This window comes from Paenibacillus taiwanensis DSM 18679, assembly GCF_000425125.1.
Taxonomy (GTDB): domain Bacteria; phylum Bacillota; class Bacilli; order Paenibacillales; family Paenibacillaceae; genus Paenibacillus_B; species Paenibacillus_B taiwanensis.
Map to the genome: position 1 here is coordinate 290,248 of NZ_AULE01000023.1, position 17,184 is coordinate 307,431.

A 17,184-nucleotide genomic window follows, 5' to 3' on the forward strand; every position below is an offset into this window, starting at 1 on the left:
TGTAACACTTTATCACAAACTTGCAAGAGTTTAAGGAATAGTTTTAAAAGGGATGTTGTATATCGATAACATTGTTCGCAAAATGATCATATTTTAGTTATTTGCCATAATGGAAATTGTAGGATGGAAACATGATGGACAATTTTATACAATAGATTATGTTTCTAAGTTATGACAATGAAATAGACAACGAGGTGTAGACATGCAAGCAAAAGATATTATATTGGGTCTGCTCATGCAGGGCCCTATGTCTGGTTATGATATCAAACAACATTATGAAGTGAGCCTCGGTCATTTCTTCGATGCGAGCTATGGTTCGGTATATCCGACCTTGAAGCAGTTAGAGAAGACTGCTCTTATTGAAAAGGAAACGATTATTCAAGAAGGGAAACCGAACAAGAATCTGTATTCCATTACGGACCAGGGCAAGGAGCAATTTTATCAATATTTATTTTCTCCTATTCAGGCGGACATTTACCGCTCAGACATTTTGGCTCGCCTCTACTTTGGCAAATTTGGCGATGCACAATCGTTGATTGAGCGGCTTCAAGAAGCGGTTATCCAGCGGCAAGCGCAATTGGCACAGCTTGAACACGCCTATCACATGCACAAGCAGGACCTTTCTGCTCCGCGTCTTATCTCGCTCCAGTTCGGCATGGAAGACTACAAAGCCCAGATCAGCGTATTCCAGAAAGGAATACAGTATCTTCGCTCTGAGGAAAGTTTCGAATTCTGGGAGCGATAACTTTCCACTTACATTTCGCTTGGCAACCCCTTGGCAACCCTATGTAGATATGTTACATTGATGTTCGTTGTGTCATTATAAGCCTGTGCTCCGCTCCTTGGGCGGGGCCGCGGTTCGTAACCATCCCGCGTTACCAAAACTAAGGAGGAATTATATGTTTAATGCTTGGTGGGGAGTGCTGTTCGTATTCACGAACTTTGCATTCTTCCTTATTTGTTATCGTTTTTTTGGTAAATACGGTCTTTATGCCTGGATCGGTGTAATGACGGTAGTAGCCAACATTCAAGTCGTCAAGACGATTGAGATGCTAGGCATCGTCATGACACTGGGGAATACAGCCAATGCGACGCTCTTTTTAACGACCGACTTATTAAATGAAAAGTATGGTGCCCGCGAAGCGCGACGTGCCGTCTGGTTTGGATTTTTTACACTCATTATGACGACGGTCATTATGCAGATGGCGCTTATTTTCACACCCCAGACCGGAGATTTGGCACAACAATCGTTGGAGCAAATATTCGGCTTGATGCCCCGCATTGCGGCGGGAAGCTTGACAGCTTACTTTGTCAGCCAGTTCCTTGACGTGAAACTGTTCAGTCTAGTGAAGGCTAAGTACGGCAAGAAGAATCAGCTATGGATTAGAAGCAATCTAAGCACAGGGATTAGTCAGTTGGCCGATTCCTTTGTGTTTTGTATGATTGCATTTGGCGGATTCTATACTTGGGACATCTGGTTCCAAATTTTTATGACCACATATGCTGTGAAATTAATTGTCTCCGTTGCATCGACCCCATTCCTGTATTGGGCTAGAAGCTTCCGTGTACGTCAGTTTGATCATACAGATGAAACAGCAGCAAACCAACCTTAAAGGTTGTACAAACCTTAATCATTGTCCCATTCGTGCGTATGCGAAAGAAGTGGGGGAGTGATTAAGGTTTTTTTGTGTATTATATGTACATTTTATGTGCAAAAACAAGTTAAAATGTTACGAATGTAACTTCTTGATGTAGAAATAAATGCGTAATTTATATCGCTTATACTTTATGGATGCGCGTGTCAGAAGTGAAATAGGCTGTAAAAGGGACAGTGTTTTATAGAAGCGGTCTGTCTGTACAGTGGATAGCCTCAAGTTGATAGGGGAATGTAAAATTTTACGTGCTCTAAATGAATATTATGGTGAAAATTATAGCGCAATAATGTAAAAAATATTGTCAAATTTTTTTACAAAAGTATTGCTCCTCTTCAAACCGTAGCTTATAATGAGATCACCATCCTTGTAAGCGATTACATTAATAGTGCGCTTCTGTTCAAAGCCATACGTTTGTATACGTTCAGAGTGCTCTTTAACTACTAGTTATGGAGGTTCTGATACAACAAAGATCAACTAGGGGGAATAAGTATGAACAAAGGAAAAAGAGTACTACTTCTCACGCTTATAATGGTGCTGGCATCTGCAATGCTGCTGTCTGCTTGTGGCAGTGGCGGCGGCTCAACAACCGAAGGAAAAGAATCAGGCAAACCTGCTGACAAAAAAGAAGAGAAGCCTGTTGAGCTTGTATGGTATACGATTGGTACGCCACAGAAGGATACGAAGGAAGTTTTTGAAAAAGTAAGTGCATACACGAAAGAAAAAATAAATGCCACAATTGACATTAAAATGCTGGATTGGGGCGATTACGACAAGAAGATGCAAGTAATTGCTGCATCTGGAGAGCCATACGATATTGCCTTTACCTGCTCATGGGCGTTTAACTATGTAAACAACGCGCAAAAGGGTGCGTTTTACAAGATGAATGACCTGTTGGATCAGTATGGCAGCGGTATTAAGGAAGTCGTACATCCATCCTTCCTTGAGGGCGCCAAAATTAAAGGTGAACTGTACGCTATTCCGGTCAACAAAGAGCTGCCCGCACAGCGCGTATACCGATTCAATCAGACCTTGGTTGACAAATATAAGTTCGACATTACAAAAATAAAAACTCTTGAAGATTTGGAGCCGATGCTAAAAACCGTTACAGAACAAGAGAAGATCAAACCGATCGCCTCCAAAATCGGCCTGCCCCAAATGTATGATTATTTGATCGATGCTAAGATTCCAATTGGTGTGCCGCTTCATGCTACAGAGCCGAAGCTTCAGATTACGCTGGATACACCAGAACAGATGAAACAGTATGAGACGATGCACCGCTATTACAAAGCAGGCTTTATGCCGTCGGATGTATCTACTTATACCGATGCTAATGCAAGTGATGCGTTGAAGACAGGCAGATGGTTTGTGGATACTGCACATTACCAACCATTTGCAGAGTCGAGCTGGTCGCAGGGCATTCCGGACAAAGTGGTCGTGCAGCCTGCGGAAGAAGCAATGGTATACAACTGGTCTGTGACAGGCTCCATGATGGCGATTTCGGCAACTTCGAAATATCCAGAGAAGGCGATGGAGTTTATTAATTTGCTGAATACGGACAAATACTTGCGTAACTTAGTTAACAATGGTATCGAAGGTAAGCACTATAAACGTGTGGACGATCAGACGATTGAGCCGCTTCCTGCAAGAAAAGAGGGTTATGACGTGCCGCAGTTTACTCTCGGCAATTTCTTCTTGCTGGATCTGCTGCCTGAAGATCCGAAAGACAAGTGGAAGCAATTTGAGGACTTTAACAACTCGGCTAAAAATGCACCGCTGCTTGGCTTCACGCTGGATACATCTAAAATTCGTAGTGAAATTGCGGCTGTACAGAACGTTTCCGATGAATTCGATAAAACATTAACAACAGGTACAGTTGACCCTAAAGTGTTTGTCCCTAAAGCGATGGAGAAATACAAGGCGGCTGGCATCGAGAAATTGATGGAAGAAGCGCAGCGTCAAATTGATGAATGGGTGAAATCCAAGAAATAAGGATGATACGAAGCCGCAGCCATTAGGCTCCGGCTTCGTGCTGTTGAATGAGAAGGAGGAGAAAGGTGAACATGTCGACAAAGCATATATCGAACAAACCTAACATCGTGTTTATTGTGACGGATCAGCAGCGACGGGATACGTTATCCTGTTATGACGCGGACACGTTATGTCAGACACCGAATCTGGATCGTCTAGCGGCAGAAGGGGTCGTATTTGATAACGCCTATGCTAGCTTTCCGGTTTGTACGCCTGCTCGGGCTTCTATGCAGACAGGCATGTACCCATTTAAGCATGGGATGCAAAACAATACGTATTCTCCTGGCTGTCTAGTGAACGAGCTTCCACAAACGGACTATTTGCTTAGCCGCCAACTCAAAGAACGTGCTGGCTACAGCGTAGGCCACACTGGCAAATGGCATCTGGGGCAAGGGCCAACAGATCGGGACTTATTCGAAAGAAATTTGAAATATATCGAATTTCCTGACATGGCTGCGGGCAATCGTTCACTGCCCACCGACGTAGGATATGAGGGTGATAACTTCCCAGGACATGGCGGCGGTGGCTGGGATTATGCGCAATTCCGTAAATATTTAGTTGAGCAGGGACTGGAACTCAAAATTGAGAATCGTATTAGTGGGCATTATGGAGGTCATTTTGGAGCTGAAGTTACTTCTCCAGTAGAAACGACAGTTGAACATTACATTACGGATCGCGCAATGATCCATATGGACCACTTTCTGGAACGGGAGGAGCCGTTTATGATGGCTATCCACTATTGGGGGCCACATGAGCCTTATATTGCGCCGACAGATACATTGGACTTGTACCGAAACGTGAGAATTCCACCTTGGCGGAACTTCAAGGATGACGGGAATGCAAAGCCTACGATACACAACGTAAAGCGAAGTTTGGTACAAGAGTGGGAAACGTTTGAACCATTTGTGAAACATTATTATGCAGTCATGACCCATATCGACCGCCAGGTTGGACGTATCGTGCAGTATTTGCAAGACAAGGGAGTCTATGACGATACGGTCATTATGTTCTGTGCAGATCATGGCGAATCGCTTGGCATTCATGGCGGCTTATGTGACAAAGGATTTTTTATGTATGATGAAACATGCCGCATTCCACTTATCGTGAAGCCTGCTGCGGGTGGTGGAGAGGGAGGGCGCAAGGTAGAGCATATGGTAGGCACTTGCGACCTTTACGCTACCCTGTTATGTTACGCAGGTATTTCCGAGCTCCATCATGGGGCAGACGGACGTTCGCTAGAACCGATTGTGAGAGGGGAACCAGTGGCGGATTGGCCGGATGCGGTTGTGACGGAATTTACGGGGCTAGGCAGCTTGTTATGTTCACAACGGATGATTCGTATGGGGAATTATAAGTATGTGTTTAACGGTGGCGACATTGATGAGCTATACGATCTGAAGTGTGATCCCTATGAAATGCATAATCGGATTCAAGATGAGGAGTACGCGGAAGTGCTGCGTTGTATGCGATTACGTTTGGCGGATTGGATGGAAGAGCATCAAGACCATCTCGTTGTGGAATACCGATTGTTACGGCTAAGGGATGTAGGTGTTTAAACTACAGCATTGATTTGGCCAATAAAGTTATCGTTAACAAAATGAGTTGATAAACATTTGAAGGAACAGGCAGCTGGGATTAGGTACTCGGCTGCCTGTTTGGGTTATTATTTAGGGAGGAGCATGACGTTGCAGGTCTGTGGCAAGCAAGGTGTTGTCTCGCACAAGGCTGCTGCCATTTCATTAATGAGATGCCTTTTAGAACGATTAAAGTGTTATAATATGTAAAATGAAAAAAGAGGGGTGCGCCATTGAAAACGAGCACGTCCTGTTTGATAAGCGCTATGTTATTAAGCGTCTCCTTTGTTGTAGGCATGGGGCTACACGGGCAATGGAGCCATACCCGAGATGCCGTTGTAGTACATCGCGAACAACCCCCGACTCCAGCTGACTTCCATGAAAATGAAATCATGGATGAAGCTCAACTGGCAGCTTACCTCCATATGACAACCCAAGAGCTTCAAAATGTGATTGTAACGGATGACCTTTTGAAGAAAAATGTTACGATTTATGATACCTATAGATTTATCCCTTATGGCATATTGGGCAGCAAGAAAGTGTTTCTCAAAACACACATTGATAAGTGGTTGGACTATATTACACGCAGTCCTGTAAAATAGCTATTCGTCACTGCACGATATGTCTATCTTAAATCCACTCGATTAAGGCGACCATCGTAATTAGACCTAGCAAAAAGGATACGGTGGCAGAGCGCTGGTGTCCGTCGCCATGACTTTCTGGAATAAGCTCCTTATACACGATAAACATCATTGCACCAGCAGCAAAGGACAATCCGTAAGGCACCATATTGCTCACAACGGTACTTAGCAAATAACCAATCAGACTTGTCACGATCTCAACCGCGCCAGTCAGCGTCGCAATAAAGAGCGCCTTTAATCGGCTAACCTGCTGATTCACTAAAAACAAAGCAACCAGAAAGCCCTCGGGTGCATTTTGCAAGCCGATGGAAAGGGCAATTAAGGGTCCTAGTGTATCATTGCTGCTAGCATAACTTACACCTACGGATAGACCTTCCGGCAGGTTGTGCATTGTGATGGCCGCAATGATCAGCAAGGAGCGCTTGTCGATATTGGCAACGCCCCGAACTACGCCTGAATTTTCAAGATCAAGGTGTGGTACGGCTTTTTCCAACAAGAGCAGTGTAAAGCATCCAAGCATAATACCGATAGCAAGTACGAATACATTTGAATGCGCCAACGCTTCCGGTATAAGACTCATCATGGAGGCGGAAGTCATAATGCCAGCGGTATAAGCGAGCAGAATATCGCGCCAACGATGTGTCATGTTTCTCAAAAATAAAATGGGGATAGCCCCCAAGCCTGTAGACAGTGCTGACACCGTACTGCCAATCAAGACGTCGTTCATCTTAGTTGTTATCCTCCTGTCTAGTCCGTCTAATGATTGAAATACAACGTAACATTGATACTCCCGTGCGTTGTAGGGTTACGATAGAGTATGCATATTTATCGGGATGTGCGCCCAAAGAAACTATTCTTAAACGTATGTTGCAAATAGGAAGAGTGATACTGATCTGCCATGAGAGCTAGCCACTGCACTACAGGAAGCCAGGATTCAGGCAAGAATAAAGCCGAATCATACACCTTATCATCCTTCGCAGCCAGTCCATTTTGCAACAAGGCTTCATACTGAATACGTTCCTCTAGGGAAACATGCTTGCTGACGTAACCCCACATATGTTCTATTGATGTACGTAAACCAGCTGGCGAATAAGGGATATGGTGCTGAGTATAGAGCAAGTCTACTTGAATTTGTTCGTAGTCCGCCACACTTTTCGCTTGGCTAAATTGAGCGGCTATCTCTTTGTAGTATCGGTAACCACGTGCCATAATATCATATTTCATTCCCGCCCACAGCTGTTCGGTGTATCGGCGTATGTCCGATAGCTTATAAAGTTGAGAGGGATCGTTCTGTGTATTCATCGGTATCGCTCCCTATTTAATGAAGAGTGCTTGATCACTTGCTCCAGAAATGTTGCTCTTTCATCATAACATGTCAAATCGATGATGGATTATGCTGGACATTCAGAGAGGTCAGGTCTATAATTACGTGTGAAAAGTCGTGTCATCACCACTTGAATTGAATAGGACGCTAGGGGAGCTGGAATAAGGCCGGCTGAGATCGTATCCCACAAGATACTGACCCTTTCACCTGATCTGGGTAATGCCAGCGTAGGTAAGACGTATGATGGTGTATAGAGTAACAGTGAAGCACTGTGCAGCTAGTTAACAGTACAAGCGATGCTACATCTCGAATAGGTTCTTGGTTAGCTGTTCCGAATAGGGATACTAGAATCAAGGTGATGCCATTAAAGACGAGATGACGAACGATCGTTGCCTGTTCTAGTAGTAAGCTGCTTTATGTTATCGCCATCCTTATAGACGCAGCTGGTAACGCCCCAATATTTTGGGGCGTTTTTTAGTATACGTTGTTTGATACGGTGCTATGGTTATACCCTGTAACAGTTGGAAGTTAGATCGTTCAATGAATCGGTGATGCTGCATGCTGCCCTGCAAGGGCAAAATAGGATACAGCTAGAGGACATTAGGAGGGGTAACACATGCAACAAACATCGCGTAAGCGCGGACTCATACTGGCAGTAATCTTGATGATGGCCACTATGTTAGCCGCTTGTGGCACAGGAACGAACAACAGTGGTGCGGATAGTGGCACTTCTGGCAAAGACGCTGAATCTTCATCTAAGTCATTGCGCAGCATAAAAATGGTGTTGGACTGGACGCCCAATACGAACCATACAGGTTTGTATGTAGCAAAAGAAAAAGGCTTCTTCCAAGAAGCAGGCTTGGACGTAGAAATTATTCCACCTGGATCTGGCGGATCGGATGCTATGGTTGCATCAGGAGAAGTGCCCTTTGGAGTAACTGTGCAAGAGAACATCACACAGGCTCGCCTTCAAGGTGTGCCGATTGTATCCTTGGCTGCTATTATTCAACATAATACGTCCGGATTTGCAGCACCAAAGGCTAAAAATATTAAAACACCTCACGACTTCGAAGGCAAAACCTATGGTGGTTGGGGTTCGCCTGTAGAAGAAGCGGTGATTCGTTCAATCATGCAGCAAGAGAAAGCGGATTATGATAAAGTAAAAAATGTAAATATGGGCAACGCAGACTATTTTACAGCGGTAAAGAAAGATATCGATTTTGCATGGATATTTTATGCATGGACAGGAATTGAAGCCGAATTGCGTGGCGAGCCGATTGATATGATCTATGTTAATCAATTCTCGGACAAGCTGGACTACTACACGCCAGTCATCGCTACAAATGAGAAGACGATTCAAGATGATCCTGAACTAGTAAAATCGTTTATGAGCGCAGTATCCAAAGGATATCAATTTGCAATTGATAAGCCAGAGGAAGCAGCTGACCTGCTGCTAAAAGCAGTGCCTGATCTGAATAAGGAGCTTGTACAGGCCAGTCAGAAGTGGCTCAGCCCTAAATATAAGGATGATGCACCACGTTGGGGCGAGCAGAAACGAGAAGTGTGGGACAATTATATGACGTGGTTAGTGGACAACAAGCTGATGGAGAAGACGATCGATATTGACAAAGCGTACACGAATGACTTTTTGCCTGCATCGTAGGAATGAATCCTTTGTGACGACGTTACTTATATTGAATGAACGTATGAACAACATAGTGTGAACTTATGCTTTATATAAAGGAGAGAGCAGGATGGCCAACAGCTTAGTGAGTATTCAAATAATTCCGAAAACACCAAACGGTGAAAATGTTATTCCCTATGTAGATCGAGCAATTGAAATCATTCAACAGTCTGGCGTAAAGCACCAGGTTAATGCGTTGGACACAACGATGGAAGGTGAGCTGAGCGAGCTGCTGCGCGTAATCGAACGCATGAATGAGGCGATGATTGAGTTCGGAAGCCCAAGTGTTATTTCTCAGGTCAAAATATTGTATACACCATCGGGGATTACGATGGATACGTTAACAGAGAAGTACCGGCCATGAGTCGACGTCGTTGGTCGCAAGCGGGGCCGCCCATCGTGGCGGTCCTTTTGCTGCTTATCGTTTGGCAGCTGGCTGTCCTTATGTTCGAAGTCGAAAAATGGATGCTTCCGAGTCCAATCGATATCGTAACAGAAGCGATACATAGTGCTCCATCTCTCTTAAAGCACACTTGGGCTACGCTGGAGCTAACCTTGATTGGTTTTGGCTGTGGGGCAGCTGTGGGGCTGGTTGTTGCTATGCTGCTGCATCCGATTCCACTTGTGAAGCGTGCCATTTATCCCCTTATCATCTTAAGTCAAAATGTGCCGACAATTGCGCTCCTGCCGCTGCTTATGATCTGGTTTGGCTTTGGACTTATGCCTAAAATTGTAGTTATTACGTTAGTCTGCTTTTTCCCGATCACAATTGCGCTAATGGATGGACTGATGCAGACGGATCGTACGATGCTTCATTATATGCGAATGGCAGGAGCAACTCGTGCGCAGCTCTTTTGGAAGTTGGAGCTTCCTCATGCCATGCCTGCGCTCTTCTCCGGTCTGAAGATTGCGGCGACTTATAGTGTAATGAGTGCTATCGTAGCTGAATGGTTAGGTACGGATAAAGGGATCGGTTATTACATGGTGCTGCAAAAAGCAGCCTTCCGTACAGACCGGATGTTTGTTGCGATTGCTATCGTTGTGCTTATGAGCATTACGATGTTTAGTATCGTGCAGGCGATCGAACGTCGTGTTGTCCACTGGCAAGCTGCACGATCACATCAGCGCAACAAGTGAAGGGGGCTTGAACATGCAGCAATGGCTTGACGATGTAAGTACAAAATTAAATAAGTCGGCTACGGGCGATACAGTAGATACGTTCACAGGTAAGGTACATGAAACAAGAGAGGACTGCTTGTTGCAGGTTCAAGGTGTAAGCGTCAGCTTCGCAGACGCGAAGGAACGTGTACATGTGCTTGACGATGTCACCCTGTCCGTAGATCGTGGACAATTCGTGACGATTATTGGGCCTTCCGGATCGGGGAAAAGCACCTTGTTTCATCTGATTGGTGGACTATTGCGGCCAACTTCGGGGGATATTGTTATTAATGGCACATCGGTTGTAGGTCAGACGGGACATGTAAGTTATATGCCGCAGCAGCCTGCTCTATTCCCGTGGCGGACTATTGAGGACAACGTAATTTTGGCACAGGAACTGGCTGGACATAGCAAGAAGATGCTTCGTCAGGAAGCTCGGCAGTGGCTGGCTAACGTAGGCCTCGCGGGTTATGAACGGGCATATCCACATATGCTGTCTGGCGGGATGCAGCAGCGTGCAGCATTTTTGCGGGCCCTGCTTAGCCCGCATGAGCTGATGCTGCTCGACGAGCCGTTCAGTGCGTTAGATGCGCTTACGCGCAGTGAGATGCAGCAGTGGCTGCTTGAGCAATGGGAACGGCATCGGCGTTCCGTGTTATTTGTTACGCACAGCATAGAGGAGGCCTTGCTGCTGTCTGATACGATTTATGTGCTGTCGAATCGGCCAGCCCATGTGTTGGAGCGGGTGCAGGTGCCGTTTGCACGACCACGGCAACAAGCATTAACGCTAGACCCTGCGTTTGCAGCGCTAAAGCAGCAGATAGCCGGGATGCTGCGGCAGCAGTAGCCGCAGTTATTGTGGATATGTGAATAGGTGCGGCATCATTAGTGGCCTTCTTCTGTCATGTAATGCTGTTTGCAGTCATAGAGTGAATTTAGAAATTGACTTTATGGTCAAGTGTAAAGGATAGTATGATGAAGTCTAAGGGTGAATCCTTTAGAATAAGGCCACATAATAAATTCTTAACCTGACTTATCGTTCAATATCTATGTAGAAAATATGTAATGATTCGTATATAATGAATGTCATTACATAAACATAGACAACATGTTATGGACAGCTTCAGTCGAGGTTGAGGAGGAAATAAAGCGATGATAAAGAAAGAAAGTGATCTGCGACCGATTGTACTTGGACTGCTGTTAGGGATTTTAATGTCAGCAATAGACAATACAATTGTAGCGACCGCGATGCCAACGATTGTTGGTGAGATGGGCGGCTTTGACAAGTTTGTCTGGGTAACATCTGCATATATGGTTGCCACGATGGCGGGGATGCCCATCTTCGGCAAATTGTCCGATATGTATGGGCGCAAACGGTTTTATATTTTTGGCCTGCTCATGTTTCTGCTTGGGAGTGCTCTTTGTGGTACGGCCCAGAGTATTGAAATGCTGGCTGTGTACCGTGCTGTACAAGGAATCGGTGGCGGCGCCTTAATGCCGATTGCGTTTACGATTATATTTGATGTGTTCCCGCCTGAGAAGCGGGGTAAGATGACGGGCTTGTTTGGCGCGGTTTTTGGAATATCTAGTGTGGCAGGTCCTCTACTCGGTGCCTATATCACGGAGTATTTCGGATGGGAGTGGGTCTTCTATATTAATCTGCCATTGGGCCTCGTATCGTTATGGCTGATTATGAAATTTTATAAAGAGACGGCTTCTACGTCGAAGCACCGTATTGATTGGGGCGGGGCGTGTACACTTGTTTTATCTATCGTAAGTTTGATGTTTGCATTGGAACTTGGCGGTAAAACCTTTGCGTGGAATTCTTATCCTATCCTTGGTTTGTTTGCATCCTTTGTTGTTTTCCTGCTTATGTTTCTAGCAATTGAAACAAAAGTTAGTGAGCCGATTATTTCGTTCTCCCTCTTTAAGCGGCAGTTGTTTGCAGCGAGCCAAAGTATCGGATTTTTCTATGGAGTCGCTTTTGTCATCGGTACGATCTACATTCCGATGTATGTGCAAGGGGTTTATGGTGGTTCGGCATCCAACAGCGGTCTGATTTTAACTCCGATGATGGTTGGATCGGTAATTACAAGCTCGATCGCGGGTTTATTGGTGAGTAAGACCAGCTATCGTAATTTGATGATTGTTTCCGGATTGTTCTTTACGGCTGGTATGATCTGCTTGAGCACCCTGACACCAGATACGCCTAGATATTTAGTGACCGTATACATGGTGCTGACTGGGCTTGGTGTGGGCTTCTCCTTCTCACTTCTCAGCATGTCTTCTGTGCATGAGCTGGAATTTGATCAGCGCGGTGCTGCGAATTCCACGATCTCCTTCTCCCGTTCGTTAGGGATGACCATCGGGATTACCGTATTCGGATCATTGCAAAGCTCGATCTTCGCGAATCGGTTAGCTGATATGATGCCAGGTGGTACCGAAACATTTGGTGAACTGAGCGGCCAAGCATTACTGACGCCAGAGATGCGAGTGAAAATTCCACCAGAGGTGTATGGCAAGATGACCTCTGCACTTGCTTCGTCAATCTCGGACTTGTTCTTGTGGGCGCTTATTCCGGTTGCTTTTGCGTTAGTTAGCATTATGCTTATGGGTAAAGATCGCTTAATTGTGAACAAAGGCGGGTTCACAGGTGAGCAGCAGCCAGTGAAACGTGCAAAATAAAAGGCAATTTGACAAAGGTCGTTCCAGGCAGCTGAAAGCAATAGCTTAAAGCGGCTTGGAGCGGCCTTTTTACGTGGCAGAAAAGAAGGTCTAATCGATTTATATTTGAACACGATAAGGGAGGGCGTCCATATGTCAACAGCATATAAGGACATCAACAATTATCCGGTCCGTCGTTATGTGGACACCCATATTCATCTGGATATGTATGAGGAAGATAGGGCAAGTGCGTTTATGAGCGCACTTGGTACGACAGCGGGGGTAGATTATGTTGTTGCGGTTTCGATGCATTTGGAATCTTGCAAGGCAACCGAGGTATTAGCGTCATGCAGCAATCGTGTGCTGCCCGCGTACGGCTATCATCCAGAACAAGAGCTGCCGTCTGAAGAGGCATATGCAGCTTTGTTCGCGTGGATGGATCAACGCCAATCGCAGATGCGTGCCATTGGTGAAGTAGGTCTGCCTTATTATCGGCGTGAAGAGGCGTTGATGAGGGGCGAGCCGTTTCATCGGGAGCCCTACATCGAATTGCTGGAGCCTTTTATAAAGCGGGCAGCCGCATGGAACAAGCCAATTGTGTTGCACGCCGTTTATGATGATGCGCCAATTGTATGTGACATGCTGGAGCGGCACAGTGTAAGAAAGGCTCATTTTCACTGGTTCAAAGGAGACAACAAAACGATTCAACGTATGGCCGCTAACGGATATTACGTATCATTTACGCCTGATCTTTTGTATGAAGCGGAGATTATGCAGCTTGCAAACCAATATCCAAGCGGTCAAGTGATGACGGAGACAGATGGTCCTTGGCTGTTCGAAGGTCCATTTGTTGGACGATCGACCGAGCCTGAGATGGTAAAGTCTGTTGCAGCGAAGTGGGCAGTACTTCAAGGTCTCTCAGAGACGGAAGCGGCGGATATATTGTACCGCAATGCGCAGCGTTTATACGAGTTCTGAGCAGTTAATTGGAGCTGTTGACACGTTGACGGAGATGTTATAGCAGGAATATGTGCAGATATGGCCTAGCTCAATTCAGAAAAGGATATCATTTTCCTTAACCGAGGATGATATCCTTTTCTCCTGTGAACGAACATGACTCCGCGTCTTCTACAGCAGCATGGCAGCTATAAAGCCGAAGACGAGCAGCGGCACGTTGTAGTGTAAAAAGGTAGGCACGCACGTATCCCAAATGTGATCGTGCTGTCCATCAGCATTAAGGCCAGCTGTTGGCCCCAATGTGCTGTCTGATGCTGGCGAGCCAGCATCTCCAAGAGCAGCGGCCGTCCCGATCAATGATATCGTTGCGAGGGGACTAAAGCCAAGCTTCATCGCTAGCGGCACAAATACTGTGGCGATCAGCGGGATCGTTGAGAACGACGATCCGATGCCAAGGGTGACAAGCAGCCCGATCGCGAGCATCAAGATGGCTGCGAATGCGCGATTGTCACCGACAAAGCTGGCGCAAGCCTGCACGAGCGACTCAATGTCGCCTGTCGCACGTAAGACGGCGCCAAAGCCCGCGGCTGACATCATAACAAAGCCGATGTACGACATCGAACGCATGCCGTCTGAGAAGACGCGATCCGAACGCTCGCGTGGCATTATTTTGGCTAGCAGCAGAAGGGCAAGCCCTGCGCCTGCGCCATAAATCATGGAGCCGGTGCTTAACTGCACCGTAAGCATCACCGCAATGGACAGTATACCTGCTATCGTCATATGCGCAGACCCTTGCTTGGCGGCTGAAACAGCAGTATCAGCCTGTATCGAATCATGTTGTCCGGCAACGAAAGGACCAGACGACGTTTGCGATGCCGAGTAGTGCCTTGCTTTGCGATACGAGAAAAATGTAGCGAAAAGCAAGCCAGTTATCATCCCTATCGCAGGGATGAGCATCGCTTTAGGAAGCATCGACGCATCTACCTGCAAGCCATTTTGCGTCATATTCGCGGCTACCGTTTCATGAAAGATCGCGCCGAATCCAACCGGAATGAGCATATACGGCATGATTAAGCCAAAGGTTAAGGCGTTAGCTATTGCTCTGCGATCGATGTGCAAAGAGTTAAACAGCCCTAGAAGCGGTGGTATAAGCACAGGTATAAATGCGATGTGTACAGGTACAGCATTTTGCGACAAGCAGGCGATACATGCAATGGCAATGACAACTGCAAAACGGGTCATATGACTCGTGTTCGCCCCTGCTTGTTTGCGTCCAACTAACAAGCTTGCTCGGTGTACGATTCGTTCAGGCAGTCCGGTTTCAGTTAATGCGGCGGCAAAAGCGCCTAGCAGCGCGTAACTTAGCGCAATAGATGCATTGTCTTTAAGCCCCTCTGTAAAAACATCGATCGTTGGTGTTACGCCAAGTCCGCCTGATAGTCCGGCTACTACGGCTGATATAAGCATTGCCATCACGATGTGGACTCGGCAAAGGCTTAAAGCGAATAAGGTCGCTAAAGATAACAATACGGCATTCATAGATGTCACCCATTCATATTAGAAAATAATTGTTTTATTACGTTTTACTATGATAACTAATTAAAACATTACCACTTTACCAAAGCAACGTACAATGTTTAACAATCAGACGTTTTGTAGACGGAAACATGAAGCTGGACTTCCTGTTCTCCCTAAGTCAGGCTACAAGAGCCGCAGCATGACGATAAACCATTATGTAGCTGTATCACCACCTCAGTTGTAAAATATGTAAACGATATCCATTCAAACCGTTCTCCAGCCCGATTGTAGCGTATTATTTATGCAGGTACACTGAATAATGTCCACTAGATGACAAGATGAGATGAAACGGAATAGTTGTCTCTAACCGTACAGTTATAGGCTCTATTTCACATGGAGGAGAGAATAATAATGAAAGCAACACATCCCCCAGGACACGCATCACCGCTTAGTCTGTTCAAAAACCGATTTGTGCAGGCCATCATGGTAGCGGGATTATTTATGCAATTGGGCATTTGGATTCGCAACTTTGCAGTGCTGCTGTATGTCGTGGAAATGACAAACAAAAATGCGACGGCTGTGTCACTTGTATCGGTGGCTGAATTTGCACCGATTTTTATTTTTTCCTTTATAGGAGGCACCTTCGCCGATCGTTGGCGTCCTAAGCGGACGATGGTATGGTGTGATATTTTAAGTGCGGCTTCTGTCTTTACTGTGTTACTTACCATAATGATGGGATCGTGGCAGGCGGTCTTCTTTACGACCTTTGTGTCTGCTATTCTGTCGCAATTTTCACAGCCATCCTCTATGAAGCTGTTTAAGCATCACGTGCCAGAAGATATGATGCAGGCAGGAATGTCCATTTTCCAGACGATGGTTGCTGTTTTTATGGTGTTGGGCCCTGGAGTAGGGACGTTTATTTTTCAAAAATACGGTATTACGGTGTCCTTGATTGTAACAGGTATTGCCTTCCTGTTGTCTGCACTTGCGCTTACTTTTCTTCCTCCGGATAAAGTGGAAGAGAACCAAACAAATTCCGGCTCTACTGTCGGGAAAGAGCTGGCAGCAGGCTTCCGTTATGTGATGAATAGCAGCTTGCTGAAATCATTAGGTGCTTGCTTTGCACTTGCAGGGCTTGCATTGGGACTTATCCAGCCTATGGCAATATTTTTAGTGACGGAACGTCTTCAACTGCCTGAATCTTATTTGAGCGTATTGCTAATGGTGAACGGCGCGGCGATGTTTGTAGGTGGCGCGCTGTCGATGGTGTTTGGCAAGAAATTCAAACCACAGCAGATGCTTGTTTTCGGTATGTTTATTAGTAGTATAAGTATGGTTATTGGCGGGTGGTCGACCGTGCTATGGTTGACTTTAATTTCACAACTGATCGGTGGTTTGGTGCTACCAAGCATTCAAATCGGAATCAGTACGTTAATATTAAAAAATACAGAGCCTGATTTTATCGGTCGAGTCAACGGTATATTAAGTCCGATGTTTATCGGTTCGATGGTCATTACGATGGCGGTATCCGGCATTTTAAAAGAAGCTTTGTCATTGGTGCCGCTATACGGGATTGCGTCGGTGCTGTTTATTTTAGGTGTTGCGGTTATGATCCCGACTTTGCGGATGCGTGAACCTGAGTCTGGGCCCACTTCATTAAACAATACGTTGGCGAGCAATGAGTAGACTATTCTGCTGTTACCTTGTCTTGAAGAGCATACGGCTGCATGAGAATGGATATGTCTCTCTATGGAAGACGAATAGCTGATAAACCATTGACTTTTAGTAACTAACGGGCACATAATAGTAAACAACATGTAGGTTGGACTAACATTGGTGATGAGAACATGTACGCTGCGGGAAGCTTCCAGAGAGTCGACGGTTGGTGCAAGTCGATGGCGAGCGCATACGTAAATCCTCTCTGAAATGTCACGCTGAAGCGAAGACGATGCAGCCGGCTAAAGGTGCATGACAGCGTCGG

General features: G+C 45.7%; 15 protein-coding genes, 1 riboswitch and 1 other annotated feature (1 of these 17 only partly in view). Of the genes, 12 read left to right on the forward strand and 3 right to left on the reverse strand.

Annotated elements, in window-relative coordinates:
- Positions 1-202: 202 nt before the first annotated feature.
- The 5 genes from H509_RS0103500 (at position 203) to H509_RS26610 (ending at position 5,859) form a co-directional block, all read left to right on the forward strand.
- On the forward strand, positions 203-745 hold the full coding sequence (locus H509_RS0103500) for a PadR family transcriptional regulator (protein WP_028543844.1): 543 nt from the start codon (positions 203-205) through the stop codon (positions 743-745).
- 154 nt (positions 746-899) lie between these two features.
- The gene (locus H509_RS0103505; protein ID WP_028543845.1) at positions 900-1,613 is read left to right on the forward strand and encodes a queuosine precursor transporter; all 714 of its coding nucleotides are present in this window, start codon (positions 900-902) and stop codon (positions 1,611-1,613) included.
- 531 nt (positions 1,614-2,144) lie between these two features.
- Positions 2,145-3,644, forward strand: coding sequence for an ABC transporter substrate-binding protein (locus H509_RS0103510; RefSeq protein ID WP_028543846.1), 1,500 nt, complete (start codon positions 2,145-2,147; stop codon positions 3,642-3,644).
- 71 nt (positions 3,645-3,715) lie between these two features.
- On the forward strand, positions 3,716-5,239 hold the full coding sequence (locus H509_RS0103515) for a sulfatase family protein (RefSeq protein WP_036696007.1): 1,524 nt from the start codon (positions 3,716-3,718) through the stop codon (positions 5,237-5,239).
- A gap of 251 nt (positions 5,240-5,490) precedes the next feature.
- The gene (locus H509_RS26610; protein ID WP_028543848.1) at positions 5,491-5,859 is read left to right on the forward strand and encodes a hypothetical protein; all 369 of its coding nucleotides are present in this window, start codon (positions 5,491-5,493) and stop codon (positions 5,857-5,859) included.
- 28 nt (positions 5,860-5,887) lie between these two features.
- Here H509_RS26610 and H509_RS0103525 read toward each other — a convergent pair whose 3' ends face one another.
- Entirely contained in the window at positions 5,888-6,625 is a 738-nt protein-coding gene (locus H509_RS0103525) for a ZIP family metal transporter (RefSeq protein WP_028543849.1), read from the reverse strand.
- Between the two features lie 98 nt (positions 6,626-6,723).
- Positions 6,724-7,200, reverse strand: coding sequence for a YbgA family protein (locus tag H509_RS24175; protein ID WP_036696010.1), 477 nt, complete (start codon positions 7,198-7,200; stop codon positions 6,724-6,726).
- 161 nt (positions 7,201-7,361) lie between these two features.
- Positions 7,362-7,474: riboswitch (TPP riboswitch) on the forward strand.
- Positions 7,475-7,838: 364 nt separating this feature from the next.
- Here H509_RS24175 and H509_RS0103535 point away from each other — a divergent pair.
- The 6 genes from H509_RS0103535 (at position 7,839) to H509_RS0103560 (ending at position 13,706) form a co-directional block, all read left to right on the forward strand.
- On the forward strand, positions 7,839-8,885 hold the full coding sequence (locus tag H509_RS0103535) for an ABC transporter substrate-binding protein (RefSeq protein ID WP_028543850.1): 1,047 nt from the start codon (positions 7,839-7,841) through the stop codon (positions 8,883-8,885).
- 91 nt (positions 8,886-8,976) lie between these two features.
- The gene (locus H509_RS0103540; RefSeq protein WP_028543851.1) at positions 8,977-9,270 is read left to right on the forward strand and encodes a thiamine-binding protein; all 294 of its coding nucleotides are present in this window, start codon (positions 8,977-8,979) and stop codon (positions 9,268-9,270) included.
- The gene (locus H509_RS0103545) at positions 9,267-10,043 is read left to right on the forward strand and encodes an ABC transporter permease (protein ID WP_028543852.1); all 777 of its coding nucleotides are present in this window, start codon (positions 9,267-9,269) and stop codon (positions 10,041-10,043) included. The genes H509_RS0103540 and H509_RS0103545 overlap by 4 nt, the downstream gene beginning before the upstream one ends.
- 13 nt (positions 10,044-10,056) lie before the next feature.
- The gene (locus H509_RS24180) at positions 10,057-10,911 is read left to right on the forward strand and encodes an ABC transporter ATP-binding protein (protein ID WP_084159060.1); all 855 of its coding nucleotides are present in this window, start codon (positions 10,057-10,059) and stop codon (positions 10,909-10,911) included.
- A gap of 305 nt (positions 10,912-11,216) precedes the next feature.
- Complete coding sequence (locus H509_RS0103555) at positions 11,217-12,749, forward strand: MDR family MFS transporter (protein WP_028543853.1); 1,533 nt, start codon at positions 11,217-11,219, stop codon at positions 12,747-12,749.
- Positions 12,750-12,881: 132 nt separating this feature from the next.
- Positions 12,882-13,706 (forward strand): TatD family hydrolase, encoded by an 825-nt coding sequence (locus tag H509_RS0103560; protein ID WP_051286790.1) that lies wholly within the window; start codon positions 12,882-12,884, stop codon positions 13,704-13,706.
- Positions 13,707-13,856: 150 nt separating this feature from the next.
- Here the strand turns inward: H509_RS0103560 and H509_RS0103565 are convergent, their stop codons facing one another.
- Entirely contained in the window at positions 13,857-15,224 is a 1,368-nt protein-coding gene (locus tag H509_RS0103565) for a Na+/H+ antiporter family protein (RefSeq protein ID WP_028543855.1), read from the reverse strand.
- A gap of 390 nt (positions 15,225-15,614) precedes the next feature.
- Here H509_RS0103565 and H509_RS0103570 point away from each other — a divergent pair, with 390 nt between their 5' ends.
- Positions 15,615-16,889 carry an MFS transporter gene (locus tag H509_RS0103570; protein WP_028543856.1) on the forward strand — a complete coding sequence of 425 codons (1,275 nt, stop codon included), beginning with the start codon at positions 15,615-15,617 and terminating at the stop codon, positions 16,887-16,889.
- A 141-nt stretch (positions 16,890-17,030) separates the two neighbouring features.
- Positions 17,031-17,184 (forward strand) — a binding site (T-box leader); it runs 187 nt beyond the window's last position.

Bases quoted from the DNA above. Each gene is read 5' to 3' on its own strand.
- H509_RS24175 (WP_036696010.1), bottom strand. From the start codon at position 7,200: ATGAATACACAGAACGATCCCTCTCAACTTTATAAGCTATCGGACATA.
- H509_RS0103555 (WP_028543853.1), top strand. From the start codon at position 11,217: ATGATAAAGAAAGAAAGTGATCTGCGACCGATTGTACTTGGACTGCTG.
- H509_RS0103500 (WP_028543844.1), top strand. From the start codon at position 203: ATGCAAGCAAAAGATATTATATTGGGTCTGCTCATGCAGGGCCCTATG.
- H509_RS0103510 (WP_028543846.1), top strand. From the start codon at position 2,145: ATGAACAAAGGAAAAAGAGTACTACTTCTCACGCTTATAATGGTGCTG.
- H509_RS0103570 (WP_028543856.1), top strand. From the start codon at position 15,615: ATGAAAGCAACACATCCCCCAGGACACGCATCACCGCTTAGTCTGTTC.
- H509_RS24180 (WP_084159060.1), top strand. From the start codon at position 10,057: ATGCAGCAATGGCTTGACGATGTAAGTACAAAATTAAATAAGTCGGCT.
- H509_RS0103565 (WP_028543855.1), bottom strand. From the start codon at position 15,224: ATGAATGCCGTATTGTTATCTTTAGCGACCTTATTCGCTTTAAGCCTT.
- H509_RS0103535 (WP_028543850.1), top strand. From the start codon at position 7,839: ATGCAACAAACATCGCGTAAGCGCGGACTCATACTGGCAGTAATCTTG.
- H509_RS0103515 (WP_036696007.1), top strand. From the start codon at position 3,716: ATGTCGACAAAGCATATATCGAACAAACCTAACATCGTGTTTATTGTG.
- H509_RS0103560 (WP_051286790.1), top strand. From the start codon at position 12,882: ATGTCAACAGCATATAAGGACATCAACAATTATCCGGTCCGTCGTTAT.
- H509_RS0103545 (WP_028543852.1), top strand. From the start codon at position 9,267: ATGAGTCGACGTCGTTGGTCGCAAGCGGGGCCGCCCATCGTGGCGGTC.
- H509_RS0103505 (WP_028543845.1), top strand. From the start codon at position 900: ATGTTTAATGCTTGGTGGGGAGTGCTGTTCGTATTCACGAACTTTGCA.
- H509_RS0103525 (WP_028543849.1), bottom strand. From the start codon at position 6,625: ATGAACGACGTCTTGATTGGCAGTACGGTGTCAGCACTGTCTACAGGC.
- H509_RS0103540 (WP_028543851.1), top strand. From the start codon at position 8,977: ATGGCCAACAGCTTAGTGAGTATTCAAATAATTCCGAAAACACCAAAC.